Raw genomic sequence first — 20,004 nt, 5'->3', positions numbered from 1 at the left:
CGCCGGCCCCCCACCCCGACGCATCTGTCACCCATCTATCCGGTCTAAAATGTCACCCATCTATCCGCTGGACAATGGAAGGGACGGACCGGCCCAACGACGGCGTTCTGAAAAGGCCTCGCAGGCGGGAGAGGCGACTCGCTCTGATGTCGACGCCTGCCTCGCGATGACGATCCTATGAGCTGAGGGACTGTCTCATCGCACCTGGTCCGGCGGCACCGTGACGCCATGCGCGGCCCAGGCTGCGGCGGCGCCGCGGTGGAAGGGCAGGGCGCGGTTGGTCAGCGGGTCGAGCGCCGGCGAGGCTTCGAAGCCGGCCGCCTCGGCCAGCGCCACCGCCTCGCCGACCGCGATCTGAGTGGCGCGGCGGGCCACCTCCTCGGGCAGCGCGTCGGTCGCGACCAGCCAGGTCCACATGCCGGCACTGGGCGGCAGCGGTTGCGGCGCCGGCGTGAGGGCGGCCGGCGCAGCGGCCGGGTCCACCGGGGCGGCGGGATCGGCCGGAGCAGGGGGCGCCGGCGGCAGCGGCACCGCGGCGGCGGCCACGCCCGGGATCACGCCGGCCACCCTGGCGATCTCGGCGACCGTCAGGCCGAAGGTGACGGCCGGTTGCTGCGCCGGCAGGGCGAAGGGCTCCAGGCCGGTGACCGCGACCGCGTCGATCTTCTTGTCGGCGAACTGCTTCGCCACCTCGGTCAGCGGCAGGCGCCGCAGCGTCGCTTTGATGCCCAGCGCCGTCAGCATCGGTTCGGTCAGGGCGTCGTCGGTGGCCACGGCCACGCGCTTGTCGGCGAGGCCGGAGGCGGTGGCGATGCCGCTGCCCGCCGGCACCACGAAGCGCAGCACCGCGGCCGGCGCCACCGGCGCCAGGGCACGCAGATGGTCGAACTTCATGCCCGGCGCCATCGGGCTGGTGCCGCCCCACGCCGCGGCGGCGACGTCGAGCGAGACCAGGCCGATCGCCACCCGGCCGCTCTGCAGCAGCGCGACATTCGGCAGCGCACCGGCGGTGATCGCCTCCGACACCGGCTGATCCGCCTTCAGCCGCTCGACGAAGGCGTTGCCCCAGCGGCCGAGTGGCGAGTTGACCGGGGCGGTGGCGACGATGATCTCGCGGGGAGCGGCGGCCGTGCCCTGTGCCCGGGCGCCCGGGGCGGCGAGGCCGAGGAGGAAGGCGGCGGCCAGGCCGGCGAGGAGGGGGGCGCGCGAAGAGGGCATCGTCGATCCGAGGTGGTGGAGCACCGGGACGAGGCTAACGCTCGGCCGCGCTTTCCGCCAGAAGCCAGCTTCGGAACGCCGCGATGCGGGACTCGTTGCCGGGCGCACTGCGCCAGCGGATCACCTGGCGGCGGCTGCGCAGCTCCAGCTCCGGCCCGAACGGGCGGACGAGGCGACCTTCGGCCAGCGCCGCCTGGATCAGCTGCTCGCGGCCGAGCGCCACGCCGACGCCGTCCAGCGCCGCCGCCAGCACCAGGGTGAAATGGCTGAGGCGGATGGCGCTGCGCCGCGGCTGGTCCGCCACGCCCAGCCGCTCCAGCCACGGCTCCCAGCTCAGGGCCGAGCGCGGCGACGGCGCCTCGTCGCACTCCTCATGCAGCAGGGTGATCCGGGCCAGGTCGGCCGGAGTGCGGAGCAAGGGCAGCAGCGTCGGGCTGCACACCGGGTAGATCCGCTCCTCGAACAGCACCGCCTCGCCGTCCAGCTGCAGCGACCGGCCCGACTCCTGACTGATCTCCTGGCTGAGCACGGCGAGGTCCAGCTCGTCCTCCTCCAGGTCCGGGTTGCGCATCGCCATCGACAGCCGGACCTCGATCTCCGGATGCGCGGCGGCGAAGCGGCCGAGCCGCGGCACCAGCCAGCCGGTGGCGAAGGCGCCGCCGGCGCCGACCCGCAGTACGCCGCCGCGGCCGCAGCGCCTGGTGTAGGCGACCGCCGCGCCCAGCCGCTCCAGCGCCACCCGCACCTCCGGCGCCAGCTGCGCCCCGGCCTCGGTCAAAGCGATGCCGGGATTCAGCCGCTTGAACAGCCGCACGCACATGTCGGATTCGAGCGAGCGGATCTGGTGGCTCACGGCGCTCTGGGTCACCGCCAACTCGGCCGCCGCCCTGGTGAAGCTGAGATGCCGGGCCACGCTGTCGAAGGTGCGCAGCGCCGCCAGCGGCAGATGCTGGATCGCGTCACTCATTAGCCATGCTCATGCCAAGGCGAGAAACCATCATTCGCTATGGCCTCAAAGGCCGCATAGGCTTTGATCGACCAGGGATCATGATGATTTTGTCTCATGGATCTGTGGTCCCGGCAAGCCTCGGAGTGCACGGCCATGACCTTCGCCCTGACCCGGACCTCCCGCCGCCCCTTCCGCCGCTTCCTGCTGCGCTGGCTGTGGACGCCGCGCCCGACCTTGCGCTCGGTCGAGACGCTGCCGGACGCGCTGCGCCGGGATGTCGGCCTAAGTGACCGCTGCTGACGGGTTCGCAACCGGTTCCGATTGGATTTCCGCCCGCCGGTCCCCATCATTATCGGTGATGGACACGAACCGATGACGGGCCCCGACGACAAGCTGCCTGCCGGCCAAAGCCGGTCGGAGGTGGACGCCTTCCTGCGCCGGGTGGCGGCGACGCCGGCGCAGCGCCAGGACGGGCGGCGCGGCCGGCTGATCTTCGCGCTCGACGCGACGCAGAGCCGCGAGGACACCTGGGACCGCGCCTGCCGCCTGCAGGGCGAGATGTTCACCGAGACCGCGGCGCTGGGCGGGTTGGACCTGCAACTGGTGTTCTACCGCGGCTTCGGCGAGTGCAAGGCCACGGCCTGGGTCTCCGACGGCGTCGAGTTGGCGCGGCTGATGAGCAAGGTGCGCTGCCGCGCCGGCGAGACCCAGCTCGGCCGGGTGCTGAGCCATGCCGAGGCGGAGGCCGGGCGCGGCAAGGTCGACGCCCTGGTCTTCGTCGGCGACGCCTTCGAGGAATCGCTCGACCCGGTCTGCGCCCAGGCCGGCCGGCTGGCGCTGCGCGGCGTGCCGGTGTTCCTGTTCCACGAGGGCCCCGACCCGCTCGCCGCCCGCGCCTTCCGCGAGATCGCGCGGCTGACCCGCGGCGCCTATTGCCCGTTCGATTCCTCGAGCCCGGGCCAGCTGCGCGACCTGCTGGCGGCGGTGGCGGTCTATGCTGCCGGTGGCCGCCCGGCGCTGGAGGATCTCGGCCGCCGCCGCGGCGCCGCGGTCACGGCGCTGATCGGGCGGATGGGAGGTTAGGCCGCAACCGTGCTCCAGCTTTTCATCCTGGTCCTGGCGCTCGGCCTCGGGGTGCCGCTGCTCGCCCGCTGGTTCGCCAATACCGAGCCGCAGAAGGTGGTCCGCGGCATGCGCTGGGGCGGCATCGTGTTGCTCGCCGGGCTCGGGCTGTTCCTGCTCTTGACCGGCCGGCTGACCGGGCTGCTCGCCGTGCTCGGCGCACTCCTGCTGTGGCTGCAGCGCCTGTCGCCGATCCTGATCCAAGGGCTGCCCTGGTTCCTGCGCTGGCGCCGCGCCCGGCAGACCGCAGCCGGCCCGACGCCGGGCGGCGCCTCGCAGCTGAAGACGCGCAGCCTCGACATCCAGCTCGACCACGGCAGCGGCGCGATGGACGGCTATGTCCTGCGGCCCGGCCCGGCGGAGGGGCGCAGCCTGGCCTCGCTGCCGCTGCCGGCGCTGCTGCGCCTGCTGTTCGAGTGCCGCGCCGACGACCCCGATTCGGCCCGGGTGCTGGAGACCTATCTCGACCGCCGCTTCGGCCCGGACTGGGCCAAGCAGGACGGGGTCGGCCCGCGCGGGACGGAGATGTCGGAGGCCGAGGCCTATGCCCTGCTCGGCCTGCCCGTCGGCGCCTCGCCCGCGGCGGTGAAGGCGGCGCATCGCCGGATGATGAAGCGGCACCATCCGGACCGCGGCGGCTCGGCCGACATGGCGGCCCGGCTCAATGCCGCCCGCGACCGGCTGCTGGGGACCTGAAGCCTACTCTCCCGGCGCGACCCGGGGCGAGCCCGGCTGCTCCGCCGGCGCCACCGGGGCGACGGCGTGGCCGGAGACCTCGGCGCCGGCATCGGGGGCAAGGCGCAGGAACATCAGCACCGAGCCCAGCGACAGCAGGCCGACCGCGGCGAAGGCCCAGGAGAAATCGGTCGCCCGCAGCGTGGTGCCGCCATGCAGCAGCAGGGTCAGGTTCAGCAGCACCGCGCCGGTGGCGACGCCCAGGCTGGCCGACAGCTGCTGCGCCGTGCTCGAGAAGCTGGAGGCGCGGCTCATCTTCTGCGGCGGGATGTCGGCGAAGGCCAGCGTGTTCAGGCTGGTGAACTGCAGCGAGCGGAAATAGCCGCCCATCAGCAGCAGCGCCATGATCAGCAGATGCGGCGTGTCGGCCCGGAACAGCGAATAGCTCATCAGGAAGATCGAGCTGATCGCCGCGTTCCACACCAGCACCCGGCGGAAGCCGAGGCCGCGGATGATGTGGACCGCCGTCATCTTCATGCACAGCGCACCGGCGGCGCTGACGAAGGTCAGCAGGCCGGATTCGAACGGGGTCATGCCGAAGCCGAGCTGCAGCATCAGCGGCAGCAGGAACGGGATGGCGCCGATGCCGATGCGGAAGATGGTGCCGCCGACCAGCGAGATGCGGAAGGTGCGGACATGCAGCAGCTTCAGGTCGATGATCGGCGACGGCACCCGGTGGGCGTGGCGGACATAGGCCCAGATCAGCAGCGCGCCGAAGATCAGCAGGCCGAAGGTCACCGGCAGCGGCAGGATCGATCGCCCGAGCGTCTCGAAGCCGAACACCAGGCAGGCCAGGGCGGTGCCGGTCATCAGCAGGCCCCAGCCGTCGAACGGCGGCCTCTCCTCCTCGCGGATGTCGTCGATGAACAGGGTGACCAGGATCACGCCGATGATGCCGATCGGCACGTTGATGAAGAAGATCAGCCGCCAGGAGCTGTAGGTGGCGATGAAGCCGCCCAGCGGCGGGCCTAGCACCGGGCCCAGCAGGGCCGGGGTGGTGAAATAGGCCATCGCCCGCACCAGCTCGGATTTCGAGACGCTGCGCAGCAGCACCAGCCGGCCGACCGGCACCATCATCGCCCCGCCGATGCCCTGGACCACGCGGGCGCCGACCAGCTCGACGGTCGAGTTCGACAGGCCGCACAGGATGGAGCCGATGGTGAAGACGATGATCGCCGTCCGGAACACGTTCTTGGCGCCGAACCGGTCGGCGATCCAGCCGCTGGCCGGGATGAAGACGGCGAGGCTGAGCAGGTAGGAGGTGATGGCGAGGCTGAGATGCAGCGGGTCGGTGCCGAAGGAATGGGCGATGTTCGGCAGCGCCGTCGCGATCACCGTCGAATCGAGATTCTCCATGAACAGCGCGCAGGCGATGATCATCGGGATCAGCACTTGGCGCGGAAGGCGGGTCGTCATGTCTCAAGGCCGCGGCGGCGCGGCCCCCTCGGGCGTGCGGGATTCCGACTCAACTCGTCTGATGAGACGAAATCCTGCGCGCCAAAGCCGCATTGGAGGCATGCAAGTTTCGGGCGTCAGGCCTCACCGCCATAACGACGGCGCAGATGCGCCTTGAACACGGCGGCGTCGAGCGGCCGGCCGGTGGCGCGGGTCAGCAGCTCGTCGGTCTCCCAGCGCGAGCCCTGGCCGTGGATGTTGGCGCGCAGCCAGCCGACCAGGGGCGCGAAGTCGCCGCGGCCGATCGCGGGCAGGACGTCCGGCTGGGCCCGGTTGGCGGCGTCGAAGATCTGCGCCGCGGTCATGGCGCCCAGCGTGTAGGTCGGGAAATAGCCCCAGCCGCCGCTCGGCCAGTGGATGTCCTGCAGGCAGCCCAGCCGGTCGTTCGGCGGCACCACGCCCAGCAGCGCCTGCATGCCGTCGTTCCAGGCGGCCGGCAGATCGGCCAGCGGCAGCTCGCCGGCGATCATCGCCTTCTCCAGCCGGTAGCGCAGGATGACATGGGCGGGATAAGTGACCTCGTCGGCGTCGACCCGGATGAAGCCGCGCTCGACCCGGGTGTAGTGCCGCCACAGCGCCTCCGCCTCCCAGGCCGGGCCGTTGCCGCCGAAGGCGTCGCGCATCCGCGGCGCGGCGAAGGTGATGAACTCGCGGCTGCGGCAGGCCTGCATCTCCATCAGCAGCGACTGGCTCTCATGCAGGCTCATGCCGCGGGCCTGGCCGACCGGCTGGCTCATCCAGGCCTGCGGCCGCCCCTGCTCGTACAGGGCATGGCCGGTCTCGTGCAGCACGCCCATCAAAGCGCGGGTGAAGTCGGCCTCGTCGTAGCGGGTGGTGATCCGGACATCGTTGTCGCCGCCGCCGCAGAACGGGTGGGTGGAGACGTCGAGGCGCCCGCGCTCGAAATCGTAGCCCAGCACGCCCATCATGGCGATGCCCAGCGCGCGCTGCGATTCGACCGGGAACAGGCCCTCCGGCCGCGGCGTCGCCGGCCGGCGCGCCTGGGCCGCCAGCACCTCCTCGGTGAAGCCGGGCAGGAATTCGGCGAGGTCGTCGAACAGCGCGTCGATCCGCTCCGACCGTCCGCCGGGCTCGTAGTCGTTCAAGAGGGCGTCATAGGCCGACAGGCCCAGCGCCTCGCCCTTGGCGCGGCCGATCTCGCGCTGCAACCGCAGCACCTCCTGCAGCTTCGGCAGCAGCGACGCGAAATCCGAATCGGCGCGGGCCTGGCGCCACGCCATCTCACAGGCCGACACCGCCTTGCTCGACGCCTCGACCAGGTCGGCCGGCACCACCGTCTGCACCGTCCACAGCCGCCGGATCTCGCGCAGATTGGCGCGCTCCCACTCGCCCAGCCGGTTGTCGGCCTCGGCCTCCGGCAGCCAGTCGGACAGGCGCTGATCGGTGATCATGCCGTGGCGCAGCACCTGCAGCAGCGCCATGCTCTCCGCTCGGGTCTCGGCGGCGCCCCTCGGCATCATCGTGGCGTTGTCCCAATCGAGGATGCCGATGGCGTTGGACAGCGCGGCGATGCGGCCGAAATGGGCGGCGATCTCGGCATAGGCGGTCATGCGTCGGGTCCTTTCCGGGCGGTACGGCGCCGCAGATGATGCAGCAGGTAGATCGCGACCAGCATGAAGGCAAAGCTGAACCAGGTGATCGCGTATTCGAGATGGTCGTTCGGCAGATCGACCTTGGTCTGGCCGCCGATCGGGGGGCGCGTGCGGTCCGGGCCGGCCGCCTGCTCGACCACCACCGGCGCCGCCCCGCCCAGCCCGGCCGCGGCGGCCATGGCCGGCAGGTCGGCCCAGAACCATTCATTGGTGGCCGGGCTGTTGTCGGGCTGCATCCAGCCCTGGGGCAGGGGCCTGCGGGCGACGCCCTCGACCGTCACCGTGCCCGCGGGCGGCGGGTCGTAGTCGGCGGGCTTGCCGTCGGGGCCGAGCGGTACCCAGCCGCGGTTGACCATGACCGCCGGGCCGCCATCGTCGCGCAGCAGCGGCGTCACCACCTGGATGCCGGTGGCGCCGTCATTCACCCGGGCCAGCAGCCGGAAGGCGTGGGCGGCGTCGAAGCGGCCGGTGACGGTGACGTGGCGGTAGTCGAAGCCGGGATCGAGCTCGGCCGGCAGTGGCGCCGGCGGGGCGGCCAGGCCGCGCTCGATCCGGTCGATCAGGTCGGTCTTCCAGGCCAGCCGCTCGAGCTGCCAGATGCCGAGCCCGAGCATCAGGGCGAGGGCGGGGATCAGGAAGACGGTCGGCCAGAGCTCCGGCCGGAAACGCGATGCCATTGCGGGGCTCTCAGCCGCCGGTGCGGCGGTGCCGGTATTGCAGCGCCACGACATAGGCCTTGGCGGGGCGGATCAGGAGCGCGGTGAGCAGGACGAGGAGGGTGGCGCCGATCGCGACCGGCGCCCAGTCCGGCAGGTCGAAGGCGAAGCCGAGCCAGAGGGTCAGCGGCACCACGGTGAAGCCGAGGATGAAGATCAGGAAGACGGCCGGACCGTCGCCCGAATCGACCTCGGAGAGATCAAGGTCGCAGGCCGAACAGCGGTCGGCGACCGTCAGGAAGCCCTTGAACAGGGCGGCCCCGGCCGCAGCGCGGGCATTTGCAGCCCAGCGCCGCGGCCAGGGGAGAGACAGGAGCCACCGAGGCCTAGTGCGCCGCGACGGCGCCGCCATGGCCGCCCCACCAGTAGATGGCGACGAACAGGAACAGCCAGACCGCGTCGACGAAGTGCCAGTACCAGGCGGCGGCCTCGAAGCCGAAATGGCTGTCCTTGGTGAAGTCGCCGCGCGCCGTCCGGAACCAGCACACCGCCAGGAAGATGGTGCCGACCAGCACATGGAAGCCGTGGAAGCCGGTGGCCATGTAGAAGGTCGAGGCGAAGACGCCGTCGGTGAAGCCGAATTCGGAGTGGGTGTATTCCCAGATCTGGATGCAGGTGAAGATCGCGCCGAGCAGCACGGTGATGCCGAGCGCCTTCGACGCCTCCTTCATGTGGCCTTCGACGATCTCGTGATGCGCCCAGGTCACGGTGCAGCCCGACAGCAGCAGCACCAGGGTCATCAGCAGCGGGAAGTGGAAGGCGTCGACCGGGGTGATGCCCTTGGGCGGCCAGACGCCGCCGGTCGCCGCGACCCGGGCGTATTGCGAGGCCTCGTTGACGAACAGGCTGGAGTCGAAATAGGCCCAGAAGAACGCAACGAAGAACATCACCTCCGAGGCGATGAACAGCATCATGCCGTAGCGCAGGCCCAGCTTCACCACCGGGGTGTGCAGCTTGCGGAAGGTCGATTCCTTGATCACGTCGCGCCACCAGCCGAACATCACCGCCAGCACGCCCAGGAAGCCCGCGATCAGCAGCGCCGGCCCCTCGTCATGCATGAACAGGACGCCGCCGATCGCCATGCAGCCGGCCGCGAGCGCGCCGAGCAGGGGCCACGGGCTGGGGTCGACCAGATGATAGGGATGCGGAACCGCGTTCAGTTCGTAGCTCGTCTCGTGCCTGTCGGCATGGACGTCGGTGGTGCTCATCCTCGTGCCCCTCTCGGTCTCTCGTCCGATATCCGCTTCGGTGTTCCGCCCTGGCGCTGCCGGCAGGCCGTCAGCCGTTCTTCTCGGCCGCACGATAATAGGCGGCCACCGCATTCTCCAGCGCCTTCGAGCGCTGGCCGTAGAAGGTGTAGGACAGGGTGATGGTGCGCACGTCGCTCAGGTTCGGCTGCGCGTCCATCGCCGCGTCGACATAGAAGTAGACCGGGAACTCCACCGTCTCGCCCGGCTGGATGATCTGCTCGGTGAAGCAGAAGCACTGCACCTTCGAGAAGTAGAGCCCGACCTTGTCCGGCGTCACGTTGTAGACCGCCTGGCCGGCGGTCGGCTCGGTGGCGGTGCTGGTGGCCTGGAAGTAGATCAGCGCCGGCTCGCCGAGGCGGACCTCGACCTCGCTCTGCTCGGCCTTGAAGGTCCAGGGCAGGCCGGCATCGGTGTTGGCGACGAAGCGGACCCGCACCTTGCGGTCCAGCACCGTGTCGGAGACCGAATCGGCGACCTGGGTGGTGCCGCCATAGCCGGTGACCTGGCAGAACAGCCGGTACAGCGGCGACGAGGCGAAGGCCAGCACGCCCATCGAGAAGGCGACGCCGCACAGCGTGGTCAGGATGAGGCGGTTGCGGCGCCGGATCTTGGGGTCGAGCTCGGCCATCTAGCCCCCCTTCATCTTGACGATGGTGATCGCGAAGATCAGCACCACCCAGGCCAGCAGGCCGAGGGCGAGGGCCAGGTTGCGGCCGCGCAGGCGGCGCCTTGCATCGGGCGCCGGCGCCGCCGCCGGGGTCGGGGTCGAACGGCCGGCCATGTCAGAGATGCACCGCGGTGTGGTCGACGATCAGCAGGCCGAAGATCGCGAACAGGTAGAAGATGGAGAAGCCGAACATCTGCTTGGCGGCGCGGTGGTTGGTGGCCGTGCCGTCCTCGCGCAGTACCCGCACGGCGCACAGGATGAACAGCGCGCCGAGCAGGCCGGCGCCGACCGCGTAGGTCAGCCCGGCGGTGCCGACCAGCCAGGGGCCGAGGCCGAGCGGGAACAGGGCCAGGGTGTAGGCCAGCATCTGGCGCTTGGTCTCGCGCGCGCCGGACACCACCGGCAGCATCGGCACCCCGGCCTTGGCGTATTCGTCGCTGCGGAACAGCGCCAGCGCCCAGAAATGCGGCGGGGTCCACATGAAGATCAGGGCGAACAGCAGCATCGACGGCACGCTGATATCGCCGGTCACGGCGGCCCAGCCGATCATCGGTGGGAACGACCCGGCGGCGCCGCCGATGACGATGTTCTGCGGCGTCCGCCGCTTCAGCCAGATGGTGTAGACGAAGATGTAGAAGGCCGAGGCCGAGGCCAGGACCAGGGCGGCGACCCAGTTCACCGCCAGCCCCATCACCAGCACGGCGGCGACCGACAGGAACACGCCGAAGGCCAGCGCCTCGGACGGGGCGATGCGGCCGCGCACGATCGGCCGGCCGCAGGTCCGGCTCATCACCGCGTCGATGTCGCGGTCGTACCACATGTTGATGGCCCCGGCCGCGCCGGCGCCGACGGCGATGCACAGCACGGCGGTGGCGGCCAGGACCGGATGCAGATAACCCGGCGCCGCGATCAGCCCGGCGATGCCGGTGAAGACGACAAGCGTCATCACCCGCGGCTTCAAGAGCGCGAGATAGTCCTGCCAGGTGGCGCCGCCTTCGGCCTCGGCCGCAGCGGTTCGGGCTGTCCGGTCCAGGGTCACGTCAACCATCATAAACCTCAAGCGGATCGGGCCGCACGGAGTATCCGCGCGGCCCGGCCCGGTCTGCTCTTTTTCTCAGCCTCGGGTCACCTGACCCGGGGCAGCTGCTCGAACTGGTGGAACGGCGGCGGCGACGGCAGCGTCCACTCCAGCGTGGTGGCGCCTTCGCCCCAGTAGTTGCTCTCCACCCGGCGGCCGTAGCGGATCGTGTAGAAGGCGATGCCGACGAACAGGAAGGCGGCCGCGACCGAAATGTAGGCGCCGAAGGACGACACCATGTTCCAGCCGTGGAACGCGTCCGGATAGTCCGGCTGGCGCCGCGGCATGCCGGCCAGGCCCAGGAAATGCTGCGGGAAGAAGGTCAGGTTGACGCCGATGAACGTCATCCAGAAGTGGATCTTGCCCCAGGTCTCCGGGTACTGCCGGCCGGACATCTTGCCGATCCAGTAGTAGAAGCCGCCGAAGATCGAGAACACCGCGCCCAGCGACAGCACGTAGTGGAAGTGCGCGATGACGTAGTAGGTGTCGTGCAGGGCGGTGTCGATGCCGGCATTGGCCAGCACCACGCCGGTGACGCCGCCGATGGTGAACAGGAAGATGAAGCCGACGGCCCACAGCATCGGCGTCTTGAACTCGATCGACCCACCCCACATCGTCGCGATCCAGGAGAAGATCTTGATGCCGGTCGGCACCGCGATGATCAGGGTGGCGGCGGTGAAGTAGGCGCGGGTGTCGACGTCGATGCCGGTGGTGAACATGTGGTGCGCCCACACGACGAAGCCGACGACGCCGATCGCGACCATGGCGTAGGCCATGCCGAGATAGCCGAACACCGGCTTCTTCGAGAAGGTCGACACGATGTGGCTGATCATGCCGAAGCCCGGCAGGATCATGATGTAGACCTCGGGGTGCCCGAAGAACCAGAACAGGTGCTGGAACAGGATCGGGTCGCCGCCGCCCTCGGGCTTGAAGAAGCTGGTGCCGAAGTTGCGGTCGGTGATCAGCATGGTGATGGCGCCGCCCAGCACCGGCACGGCCAGCAGCAGCAGGAACGCGGTCACCAGCATCGACCAGACGAACAGCGGCATCTTGTGCAGCGTCATGCCCGGCGCGCGCATGTTGAAGATCGTGGTGATGAAGTTCACCGCGCCGAGGATCGAGGACGCGCCGGCCAGGTGCAGGGCGAAGATCGCCATGTCGACCGAAGGCCCGGGCTGCCCGGCCTCGGACAGCGGCGGGTAGATGGTCCAGCCGGTGCCGGCGCCCTGGCCGACGAAGGCCGAGCCGACCAGCAGCGCGAAGGCCGGGACCAGCAGCCAGAACGAGATGTTGTTCAGCCGCGGGAAGGCCATGTCCGGCGCGCCGATCATGATCGGCACGAACCAGTTGCCGAAGCCGCCGATCATCGCCGGCATGACCGTGAAGAACACCATGATCAGGCCGTGGGCGGTGATGATGACGTTCCACTCCTGCCCGCCGGACAGGAACTGCATCCCCGGATTCTGCAGCTCGAGCCGCATGATCAGCGAGAACACGCCGCCGACCAGCCCCGCGCAGATCGCGAAGATCAGGTACAGCGTGCCGATGTCCTTGTGGTTGGTCGAGAACAGCCAGCGCTTGAAGAAGCCCGGCTTGTGGCTGTGGTGGTCGTCGTGACCATGTGCGTGCGCGTCGGCGTGAGCCATCGTGTCAACCTCTTCCCCGTCCGGGGTTGCCTGTCGGAGCCGCTGGCCCCGAGTGGGATCACTCCCCGCTGGGGATCATTGGCCGGCCTGGGCCAGCTTGGTGCGCGCCTGCGCCTCGTCCCAGGTCATGGTCAGAAGCTTCGGCTTTTCGGCCGGGTTCGGCCCGACCTTCTCGACGACCCATTTGTCGAAGTCGGCGCGGCTGACCGCGTGCACCTCGATCGGCATGAAGGCGTGGTCGGTGCCGCACAGCTGCGAGCACTGGCCGTAATAGACGCCCGGCTTGTCGATGCGGACCCAGGTCTCGTTGGTCCGGCCGGGCACCGCGTCCTTCTTCACGCCGAAGGCCGGGACCGCCCAGGAGTGGATGACGTCGCCGGCGGTGGTCAGGATCTGGATGTCGGTGTCGACCGGCAGCACCACCGGGTTGTCGACCGACAGCATCCGCACCTGGCCCGGCTTCAGTTCATTGTCCTTCAGCATGTAGCTGGTGTACTCGGCGATCTTCTGGTCCGGATATTCGTAGCCCCAGTTCCACTGGTAGCCATGGGCGATCAGGGTCATCTCGGGGTTCGGCGTGCGGTCGCCGTAGTAGAGCAGGCGGAAGGATGGCACCACGATGACCAGCAGGATCAGGACCGGCGCGACCGTCCAGAGCACCTCGATGATCGTGTTGTGCGCGGTCTTGGACGGCACAGGGTTGCGGCTGGCGCTGAAGCGCCACATCACATAGACCAGCAGCCCCAGCACGAACACCGTGAGCGCCACGATGATGATCAGGAGCAGGTTGTGGAAGCTCTCCATCTGCTCCTTGATCGGCGAGGCTGCTTCCTGGAAGCCGAGCTGCCAGTTGTGCGGCGGGCCGTCGGCGAAGGCCGTGCCTGTGCCGAGGAGAAGCAGGACCGACACGCCTGCCGCCAATTCACGCAGTCTGCCCGATCGCATGCCGTGCGCTCTTTCGTTATCGTTGTCGTTCCCACCCATGGCCCATGCCGGCTGTCGCCGCCAATGGACTCCGTCCGGCCTTATAGCGATGGAACCGCAAGGGTTGAAGCCCTTACGACATCGCCGGCCGCACGAAGCCGAGCCAATCCTGGCCAGGGCGAAAATACAGGGCGTTCCGGAGGGCAACAACAGGCTGTGCCGCCGCGCCCGTCACGCAAATGGTCGCATCCCCTTGCGGGCCGATTCGACCGATCGGGGCTGGCCCCGGCCGGCGGGCGGCACTATGTCTGGAGTCCAGATCCGCTGACCGGAATCCCGCCATGACCGCCCTCGACCAGACCGACGACCTGTTCTTCACCCAGGCCGGGCTCGACCGCGCCCGGCTCGAGCGGCTGGTCGGCGAGGCCCTGCAGGGCGCCGATGACGGCGAGCTGTTCCTGGAATACGTCCAGTCCGAGGGGCTGAGCTGGGATGACGGCAAGCTGAAGAGCGCCAGCTTCGACACGTCGCAGGGCTTCGGCCTGCGCGCGGTGGCCGGCGAGACCACCGGCTACAGCCATGCCTCGACCCTGAGCGAGGACGCGGTCAAGCGGGCGGTGGAGACGGTGGGCGCGGTCCGCGCCGGCCATGGCGGCAGCCTGGCCGAGCCGCCGCAGGGCACCAACCGGCAGCTCTACACCGACGCCAATCCGCTCTCGGCCGTGCCGTTCGAGACCAAGGTCAAGGTCCTGGCCGAGATCGACGCCTATGCCCGGGCCAAGGATCCGCGGGTGCGCCAAGTCAGCGCCTCGATCAGCGGCAACTGGCAGGCGGTGCGGATCATCCGTGCCGACGGCCGCCACGCCGCCGACATCCGGCCGCTGGTGCGCGTGAATGTCTCGGTCGTGGTCGGCGACGGCGACCGGATGGAGAGCGGCAGCCACGGCGCCGGCGGCCGCACCGGCTATGATCTCTACCTCGAGCCGGGGCAGTGGCAGGCGGCGGTGGACGAGGCGCTGCGCCAGGCCCTGGTGCGGCTGGACGCGGTCGAGGCCCCGGCCGGCGAGATGACCGTGGTGCTCGGCTCCGGCTGGCCCGGCATCCTGCTGCACGAGGCGATCGGCCATGGGCTCGAGGGCGACTTCAACCGCAAGAAGACCTCGGCCTTCTCCGGCCTGATGGGCGAGCGCGTGGCGGCGCCCGGCGTCACCGTGATCGACGACGGCACCCTGCCGGACCGGCGCGGCAGCCTGACGGTGGACGACGAGGGCACCCCGACCCGCAGCACCACGCTGATCGAGGACGGCATCCTGGTCGGCTACATGCAGGATCGGATGAACGCCCGGCTGATGGGCATGGCGCCGACCGGCAACGGCCGGCGGCAGAGCTACGCCCACCACCCGATGCCGCGCATGACCAACACCATCATGCTGGGCGGCAAGACGCCTGCGGCCGAGATCCTGGCCTCGGTCAAGCGCGGCCTCTACGCCGTCAACTTCGCCGGCGGCCAGGTCGACATCACCAACGGCAAGTTCGTGTTCTCCGCCTCCGAGGCCTATCTGATCGAAGACGGCAAGATCGGTCCGGCGGTGAAGGGCGCGACCCTGATCGGCAACGGGCCGGATGCGCTGACCAAGGTGTCGATGGTCGGCGACGACATGGCGCTGGACCCCGGCATCGGCACCTGCGGCAAGGAAGGCCAGGGCGTGCCGGTCGGCGTCGGCCAGCCGACCCTCAGGATCGACGGGCTCACGGTCGGCGGCACCCGCGCCTGAACTGTCGCAAATCCTCTCACCGAAGGGATGATACGGCTTTGCCGTGCAGGGTGTTTTTGTCTGAGACTGAATATCATATTATGTAATTCTTTGGAAATCGACGGAGCCTCTTCTTAAATCGGACAATTATCCGCTGAAAACACCCATTTGAGTGCCTCGTTCTCCTTGATAGCCGGTCCCGATTGTGGCGTTATGAAGATGCGCTTCTGATGAAGCGCTATTTGTATAATTGCTATTCGGGGGAGAGAGACGTGCGTGTCTCCTTGAGCCTTTTGATTGGTGCGGCGATCGCGTTCTTGGCACCGGCCAGTATTGTCCAGGCGGCGACGGCGACCACCAGCTTCCTGGTCACGGCGACCGTGCTGAAATTCTGCACGGTGGTGGCGACGCCGATGGCGTTCGGGGACTACACCAGCTCGACGGCGGCGCTGAGCACCTCCACCATCACCGTCACCTGCACCGCCGGCACCGGCTACGACATCGGTCTCAATGAGGGCGATGCGGCCGGCGCCACTGTGACCACGCGCCAGATGTCCGGCACCACCGTCACCACCGCCCGGCTGAACTACTTCCTGTACAGCGACAGCGGGCGCACCGTGAACTGGGGCAACACGGTGGGCACCGACGTGGTCCATCTCACGGCCGGCGCCGTCCCCATCATCTCCACTGTCTACGGCCGCGTCCCGGCCGGCCAGTTCGTCGCCCCCGACGCGTATCTCGACACGATCGACGTCACGGTCACCTACTGATCCGGGGGCGGCCGATGACGGCGATGCGCCGACGCCTCGCCCTGGTCGCGGCGGCCTCGGCCGCCCTGTGCCTCGGCAGCACGGCCGTTCGGGCCGGGGGGCTCGAGGTGGCGCCGCTCGGCGTCGACTTCGCCGCGGGCCAGATGGCGCAGACCATCACCGTGGCCAACCGGGCGACCGCGCCGGTGACGGTGCAGCTGCGGACCTTCGACTGGTCGCAGCCCGGCGGCGTCGACCGGCTGGCCCCGACCGATGCGCTGGTCGCCAGCCCGCCGATCGTCACCATCCCGCCGGGGCGGGAGCAGGTGATCCGCGTGCTGCTGCGCCGGCCATCCGCCGGAGCGGCGGAGAAGAGCTACCGGCTGATGGTCGACGAGATCCCGGTGCCCGTGCCTGGGCAGATCAACCTGGCGCTGCATCTGTCGCTGCCGATCTTCGTCGTTCCGGCCGCCCCCGGCCAGGCCAAGGTCTCCTGGTCGGCCCGGCCGGCGGGCGGCGGCATGGTCGAGCTCGCGGCCCGCAACGGCGGCACCCGGCACGCCAAGTTCGACGGGCTGACCATCGCCACCCGCGGCGGCGCGGCCAGCCGGGCCTTCGGCGGCTATGTCCTGCCCGGCCAGGAGAAGCGCTGGCGGATTCCGCTGCGCGGGCTGGACCGGGGCGGGCAGATCGCACTGCGAGGCAGCGGCGACCAGGGCGGGATCGATGCCACGATCGCCCTGGACGGCAGCCCTTAGGGCAGGCGCCGGGCTCGCGGCTGCCGGGTGGCTGGCGGCCGCGTCGGCGACGGCGGAGGATCGCGCCCTGTATCTCGACGTCACCGTCAACGGCCAGAGCCAGCAGCTGATCGGGGGCTTCGTGGAGCGCGACGGCACCCTGTATGCGACGGCGGAGGAGTTGCAGGCGGTGGGCGTGCGGCCGCCGCAGGGGGCCGATCCCACCACGGACGGGCTGCTGCCGCTGTCCGCCGTTCCCGGCCTGCGATACGACTATGACGAGCCGGCCCAGGCGCTGCGCATCGACCTGCCGGAGGAGGGGCGCCAGCCGGTGGAGATCGGTGCCCGCGACACCCGCGTTGCCCAGGCCGACAGCGCTTACGGCCTGCTGCTCAACTACGACCTGATCGGCACCCGCGGCGAGGATTCGACCTACGGCTCCGGCGTGGTGGAAGGCCGCGTCTTCGGCCCGCTCGGCGTGCTCGACACCAGCTTTCTCGGCAATATCGGCACCGGGGGCGGGAACGGGCAGGATGACGGGGTGATCCGGCTGGACACCACCTGGACCTATTCCGACCCCGGTGCGCTGCGCCGCTATCGGCTGGGCGATTTCATCAGCGGCGGCCTGGCCTGGACCCGGCCGGTGCGGATGGCCGGCGGCCAGGTCGACCGGGACTTTACGATGCGGCCCGACCTGGTGACCTTCCCGGTGCCGGCCTTCGGCGGCGACGCCGCGGTGCCGTCCACCGTCGACGTCTACGTCAACAACGTGAAGCAGTTCACGACCGAGGTGAAGCCGGGCCCGTTCGAGATCACCAGCCTGCCGGTGCTGACCGGCGGCGGCGACGCCCGGGTGGTGGTGCGCGACGCGCTGGGCCGCGAGACGGTGCAGACGTTGCCCTTCTACGCCAGCAGCAGCTTGCTGCGCGAAGGCTTCGTCGACTATTCCTTCGAGGTCGGCTCGATCCGCCGGCGCTATGGCGAGGCCAGTGCCGACTATTCCGGCTTCGCCGGAATCGGCTCGCTGCGCTACGGCCTCGACGACGCGACCACCCTGGAAGCTCATGTCGAGACCAGCCGCGACCTGGTCCTGGGCGGCGCCGGCATGGTCTATGGCGTCGGCACGCTCGGCACCGTCAACGCCGCGGTGTCGGGGAGCCATTCCGGCGGCGATTCAGGCCTGCAATACGCGGTCGGGGTCGAGCATCTCGAATCGCGCTGGAGCGTCAGCCTGCAGCGCACCGGCACCGTCGGCATCTACCAGGATCTGGCGGCGGTGGACGACCGCAGCCGGCTGCGCGGCAGCACCCGGGTCAGCGCCAGCCTCAATCTCGACCGCTGGGGGTCGATCGGCGTCGCCTATATCGATCTCGACCGGACTGATTTCGGCCGGACGCAGATCGCCTCGGGCAACTACAGCGTGACGCTGTTCGACGACATCCAGCTGGTGGCCACCAGCTTCCTCGACCTCGACGACAACTCGAACGCCGGGGTGATGCTGTCGCTCACCGTCCCCCTCGGCCGCGAGACCAGCGTCGGCCTCGACGCCACGGCCCAGAACGGCCAGCGCTGGCTGACCCAGCGGGCCAGCTACGTCCAGGACACCGGCGTGTCCGACCGCGGCCTGGTGGTGAACGCCCAGGCCAGCGAAGGCGACCTGCGCCGCTATTACGGCCAGGTCGACTACCGCACGGCGCTGGCCGATTTCACCGTGGCGGGCGACCAGATCGACGACCAGACCAGCATCCGCGGCGGGATCCGCGGCTCGCTCACCTATGCCGGCGGCGGGGTGTTCCTCGGCCAGCGCATCGACGACAGCTTCGCCGTGGTCGACACCGGCGTGCCCGATGTCGGCGTCACGCTGGAGAACCGGCCGGTCGGCCGCACCGGCGGCAGCGGCCAATTGCTGGTCCGCGGCCTGCGCGCCTATGAGGCCAACAAGATGGCGATCGATGTGGCCGACCTGCCGGCCGACGCGGCCTTCGAGGACACCCGCCGGTTGGTGATCCCGTCCGACCGCAGCGGCATCGTGGTGCACTTCCCGGTCCGCGTCGGCGACGCCGCCACCATCCTCATCCACCGTCCCGACGGCAGCGCGGTGCCGCCCGGCTCGATGCTGGCGCTGGACGGCGGCGGGGCGGAGCCGCTGCCGGTCGGCTATGACGGGCTGGGCTATGCCACCGGCCTGCAGCCGGAGAATGCCGGCACGGTCACCCTGCCGGACGGCAGCCAGTGCCGCATCGCCTTCGCCTTCGCGCCCGTGCCGGGCGAGATCCCCCAGATCGGCCCTGTCACCTGCGGAGGAACGCCATGAGACGATCCCTGCTGTGGAGCCTGCCCGCGGCAATGGCCTGCGCCCTGGCCGGCAGTCCGGCTTTCGCCATCGGGGAAAGCTGCTCGGTGACCGCGACCGCGCTCGCCTTCGGCAATTTCGCGCCGCTCTCGGGCACGGTGCTGAACGCGATGTCGACGATCACGGTGACCTGCGTCTGCCCGATTCTCTGCCTCGGCATCAACTACACCGTGGCGGTCAGCACCGGCGGGTCGGGCACCTTCTCGCCGCGGCGGATGAGCGCCGGGACGCCGACGCTGGCCTATAACGGCTACACCACCGCCGCCCGGACCACCATCTGGGGCGACGGCACCGGCAGCACCGCGGTGCAGGCACGCTGCCGGCTGGTCGGCGCCATCGGCAGCAGCTGGGTCGAGCCGATCACCTTCTACGGGCGGATCCCGGTCAACACCGCCGCGATTCCCGGCAGCTACTCGGACACTCTCAACGTGACGGTGACCTATACCGGCATCTCGCTCTGCCTCTAGCCGCCGGCGCTCCGCTAAGCTGGGCCGGGGACGCAGCCAGGGAGGAGCGCATGATCGCCGTGATCTTCGAGGTCGAGCCGGCGGAGGGCCGGTTCGACGATTATCTCGATCACGCCGCCCGGCTGCGCCCGGTGCTGGAGCGGATGCCCGGCTTCATCTCGGTCGAGCGCTTCCGCAGCCTGACCAACCCGGACAAGCTGCTGTCGCTGTCCTTCTGGGAGGACGAGGCGGCGGTGGCCGGCTGGCGCAACCGGGCCGAGCACCGCGCCGCCCAGGCCGCCGGCCGGGCCGGCATCTTCCAGGGCTACCGCCTGCGCATCGCCGCGGTGCTGCGCGACTACGACATGGTCGAGCGGCGCGAGCAGGCGCCGGCGGATTCGCCGTTCTAGGGCATGTTCGTTCGAGATTAGATCGCTCCAACGCGATCGGCAGAGGCAACGCCTCTGTCCAGCCCGGATAGAGAGGTAACAGAATAGCCCGGATAGATGGGTGACAGCTCTAATTTGGCAGGGAGGGCCTGCCGATGCCTTGGGAAGAGAGCTGTGCCATGGATCAGAGAGTGTGGTTGATC

General features: G+C 69.8%; 21 protein-coding genes. 9 read left to right on the top strand and 12 right to left on the bottom strand.

The genetic code is table 11. The features are described from left to right. Positions 1-195: 195 nt before the first annotated feature. Both ACTOWL_RS35105 and ACTOWL_RS35100 read right to left on the bottom strand, forming a co-directional pair. A complete protein-coding gene (locus ACTOWL_RS35105) occupies positions 196-1,218 on the bottom strand; it encodes a TAXI family TRAP transporter solute-binding subunit (RefSeq protein WP_441325950.1) in 1,023 nt (340 codons plus the stop codon). A gap of 34 nt (positions 1,219-1,252) precedes the next feature. After that, complete coding sequence (locus ACTOWL_RS35100; protein ID WP_441325949.1) at positions 1,253-2,185, bottom strand: LysR substrate-binding domain-containing protein; 933 nt, start codon at positions 2,183-2,185, stop codon at positions 1,253-1,255. A 135-nt stretch (positions 2,186-2,320) separates the two neighbouring features. Between ACTOWL_RS35100 and ACTOWL_RS35095 the strand changes: the two genes are divergently transcribed. The 3 genes from ACTOWL_RS35095 (at position 2,321) to ACTOWL_RS35085 (ending at position 3,985) form a co-directional block, all read left to right on the top strand. Continuing rightward, positions 2,321-2,467, top strand: a complete 147-nt coding sequence (locus ACTOWL_RS35095) for a hypothetical protein (RefSeq protein ID WP_441325948.1) — start codon at positions 2,321-2,323, stop codon at positions 2,465-2,467. Positions 2,468-2,539: 72 nt separating this feature from the next. Next, complete coding sequence (locus ACTOWL_RS35090; protein ID WP_441325947.1) at positions 2,540-3,250, top strand: VWA domain-containing protein; 711 nt, start codon at positions 2,540-2,542, stop codon at positions 3,248-3,250. 9 nt (positions 3,251-3,259) lie between these two features. Then, complete coding sequence (locus tag ACTOWL_RS35085; RefSeq protein WP_441325946.1) at positions 3,260-3,985, top strand: J domain-containing protein; 726 nt, start codon at positions 3,260-3,262, stop codon at positions 3,983-3,985. A 3-nt stretch (positions 3,986-3,988) separates the two neighbouring features. Here the strand turns inward: ACTOWL_RS35085 and ACTOWL_RS35080 are convergent, their stop codons facing one another. The 10 genes from ACTOWL_RS35080 to coxB all read right to left on the bottom strand — a co-directional run bounded on the left by ACTOWL_RS35080 (position 3,989) and on the right by coxB (position 13,358). Then, entirely contained in the window at positions 3,989-5,440 is a 1,452-nt protein-coding gene (locus tag ACTOWL_RS35080) for a DHA2 family efflux MFS transporter permease subunit (RefSeq protein WP_441325945.1), read from the bottom strand. 116 nt (positions 5,441-5,556) lie between these two features. Then, complete coding sequence (locus tag ACTOWL_RS35075; protein WP_441325944.1) at positions 5,557-7,050, bottom strand: carboxypeptidase M32; 1,494 nt, start codon at positions 7,048-7,050, stop codon at positions 5,557-5,559. After that, positions 7,047-7,769: an SURF1 family protein gene (locus ACTOWL_RS35070; RefSeq protein WP_441325943.1), complete on the bottom strand. Its 723-nt coding sequence runs from the start codon at positions 7,767-7,769 to the stop codon at positions 7,047-7,049. Before ACTOWL_RS35070 ends, ACTOWL_RS35075 begins: the two co-directional genes overlap by 4 nt. 10 nt (positions 7,770-7,779) lie before the next feature. Beyond that, positions 7,780-8,160, bottom strand: coding sequence for a DUF983 domain-containing protein (locus ACTOWL_RS35065; protein ID WP_441325942.1), 381 nt, complete (start codon positions 8,158-8,160; stop codon positions 7,780-7,782). Continuing rightward, positions 8,135-9,016, bottom strand: coding sequence for a cytochrome c oxidase subunit 3 (locus ACTOWL_RS35060; RefSeq protein ID WP_441325941.1), 882 nt, complete (start codon positions 9,014-9,016; stop codon positions 8,135-8,137). Before ACTOWL_RS35060 ends, ACTOWL_RS35065 begins: the two co-directional genes overlap by 26 nt. A 70-nt stretch (positions 9,017-9,086) precedes the next feature. Continuing rightward, a complete protein-coding gene (locus tag ACTOWL_RS35055) occupies positions 9,087-9,686 on the bottom strand; it encodes a cytochrome c oxidase assembly protein (RefSeq protein WP_441325940.1) in 600 nt (199 codons plus the stop codon). After that, positions 9,687-9,839, bottom strand: coding sequence for a hypothetical protein (locus ACTOWL_RS35050; protein ID WP_441325939.1), 153 nt, complete (start codon positions 9,837-9,839; stop codon positions 9,687-9,689). A 1-nt stretch (position 9,840) separates the two neighbouring features. Continuing rightward, entirely contained in the window at positions 9,841-10,773 is a 933-nt protein-coding gene (locus ACTOWL_RS35045) for a heme o synthase (RefSeq protein ID WP_441325938.1), read from the bottom strand. Between the two features lie 77 nt (positions 10,774-10,850). Next, a complete protein-coding gene (gene ctaD, locus ACTOWL_RS35040) occupies positions 10,851-12,449 on the bottom strand; it encodes a cytochrome c oxidase subunit I (RefSeq protein ID WP_441325937.1) in 1,599 nt (532 codons plus the stop codon). Between the two features lie 75 nt (positions 12,450-12,524). Beyond that, positions 12,525-13,358, bottom strand: a complete 834-nt coding sequence (gene coxB, locus ACTOWL_RS35035) for a cytochrome c oxidase subunit II (protein ID WP_441325936.1) — start codon at positions 13,356-13,358, stop codon at positions 12,525-12,527. 356 nt (positions 13,359-13,714) lie between these two features. On the opposite strand from coxB, the gene tldD reads away from it, so the two are divergent. The 6 genes from tldD to ACTOWL_RS35005 all read left to right on the top strand — a co-directional run bounded on the left by tldD (position 13,715) and on the right by ACTOWL_RS35005 (position 19,822). Then, on the top strand, positions 13,715-15,148 hold the full coding sequence (gene tldD / locus ACTOWL_RS35030) for a metalloprotease TldD (protein ID WP_441325935.1): 1,434 nt from the start codon (positions 13,715-13,717) through the stop codon (positions 15,146-15,148). A 251-nt stretch (positions 15,149-15,399) separates the two neighbouring features. Then, a complete protein-coding gene (locus tag ACTOWL_RS35025) occupies positions 15,400-15,897 on the top strand; it encodes a Csu type fimbrial protein (protein WP_441325934.1) in 498 nt (165 codons plus the stop codon). Positions 15,898-15,920: 23 nt separating this feature from the next. After that, positions 15,921-16,634, top strand: a complete 714-nt coding sequence (locus tag ACTOWL_RS35020) for a fimbrial biogenesis chaperone (RefSeq protein WP_441325933.1) — start codon at positions 15,921-15,923, stop codon at positions 16,632-16,634. Then, entirely contained in the window at positions 16,603-18,927 is a 2,325-nt protein-coding gene (locus tag ACTOWL_RS35015) for a fimbria/pilus outer membrane usher protein (protein WP_441325932.1), read from the top strand. Before ACTOWL_RS35020 ends, ACTOWL_RS35015 begins: the two co-directional genes overlap by 32 nt. After that, a complete protein-coding gene (locus ACTOWL_RS35010; protein ID WP_441325931.1) occupies positions 18,924-19,433 on the top strand; it encodes a Csu type fimbrial protein in 510 nt (169 codons plus the stop codon). Before ACTOWL_RS35015 ends, ACTOWL_RS35010 begins: the two co-directional genes overlap by 4 nt. 50 nt (positions 19,434-19,483) lie before the next feature. After that, positions 19,484-19,822 (top strand): antibiotic biosynthesis monooxygenase family protein, encoded by a 339-nt coding sequence (locus ACTOWL_RS35005; RefSeq protein ID WP_441325930.1) that lies wholly within the window; start codon positions 19,484-19,486, stop codon positions 19,820-19,822. Positions 19,823-20,004 lie beyond the last annotated feature (182 nt).

This window comes from Inquilinus sp. CA228, assembly GCF_052078665.1.
Taxonomy (GTDB): Bacteria; Pseudomonadota; Alphaproteobacteria; order DSM-16000; family Inquilinaceae; genus Inquilinus.
Note: the sequence above shows the minus strand (reverse complement) of the source record. Positions and strands in the feature narration are given on the sequence as shown.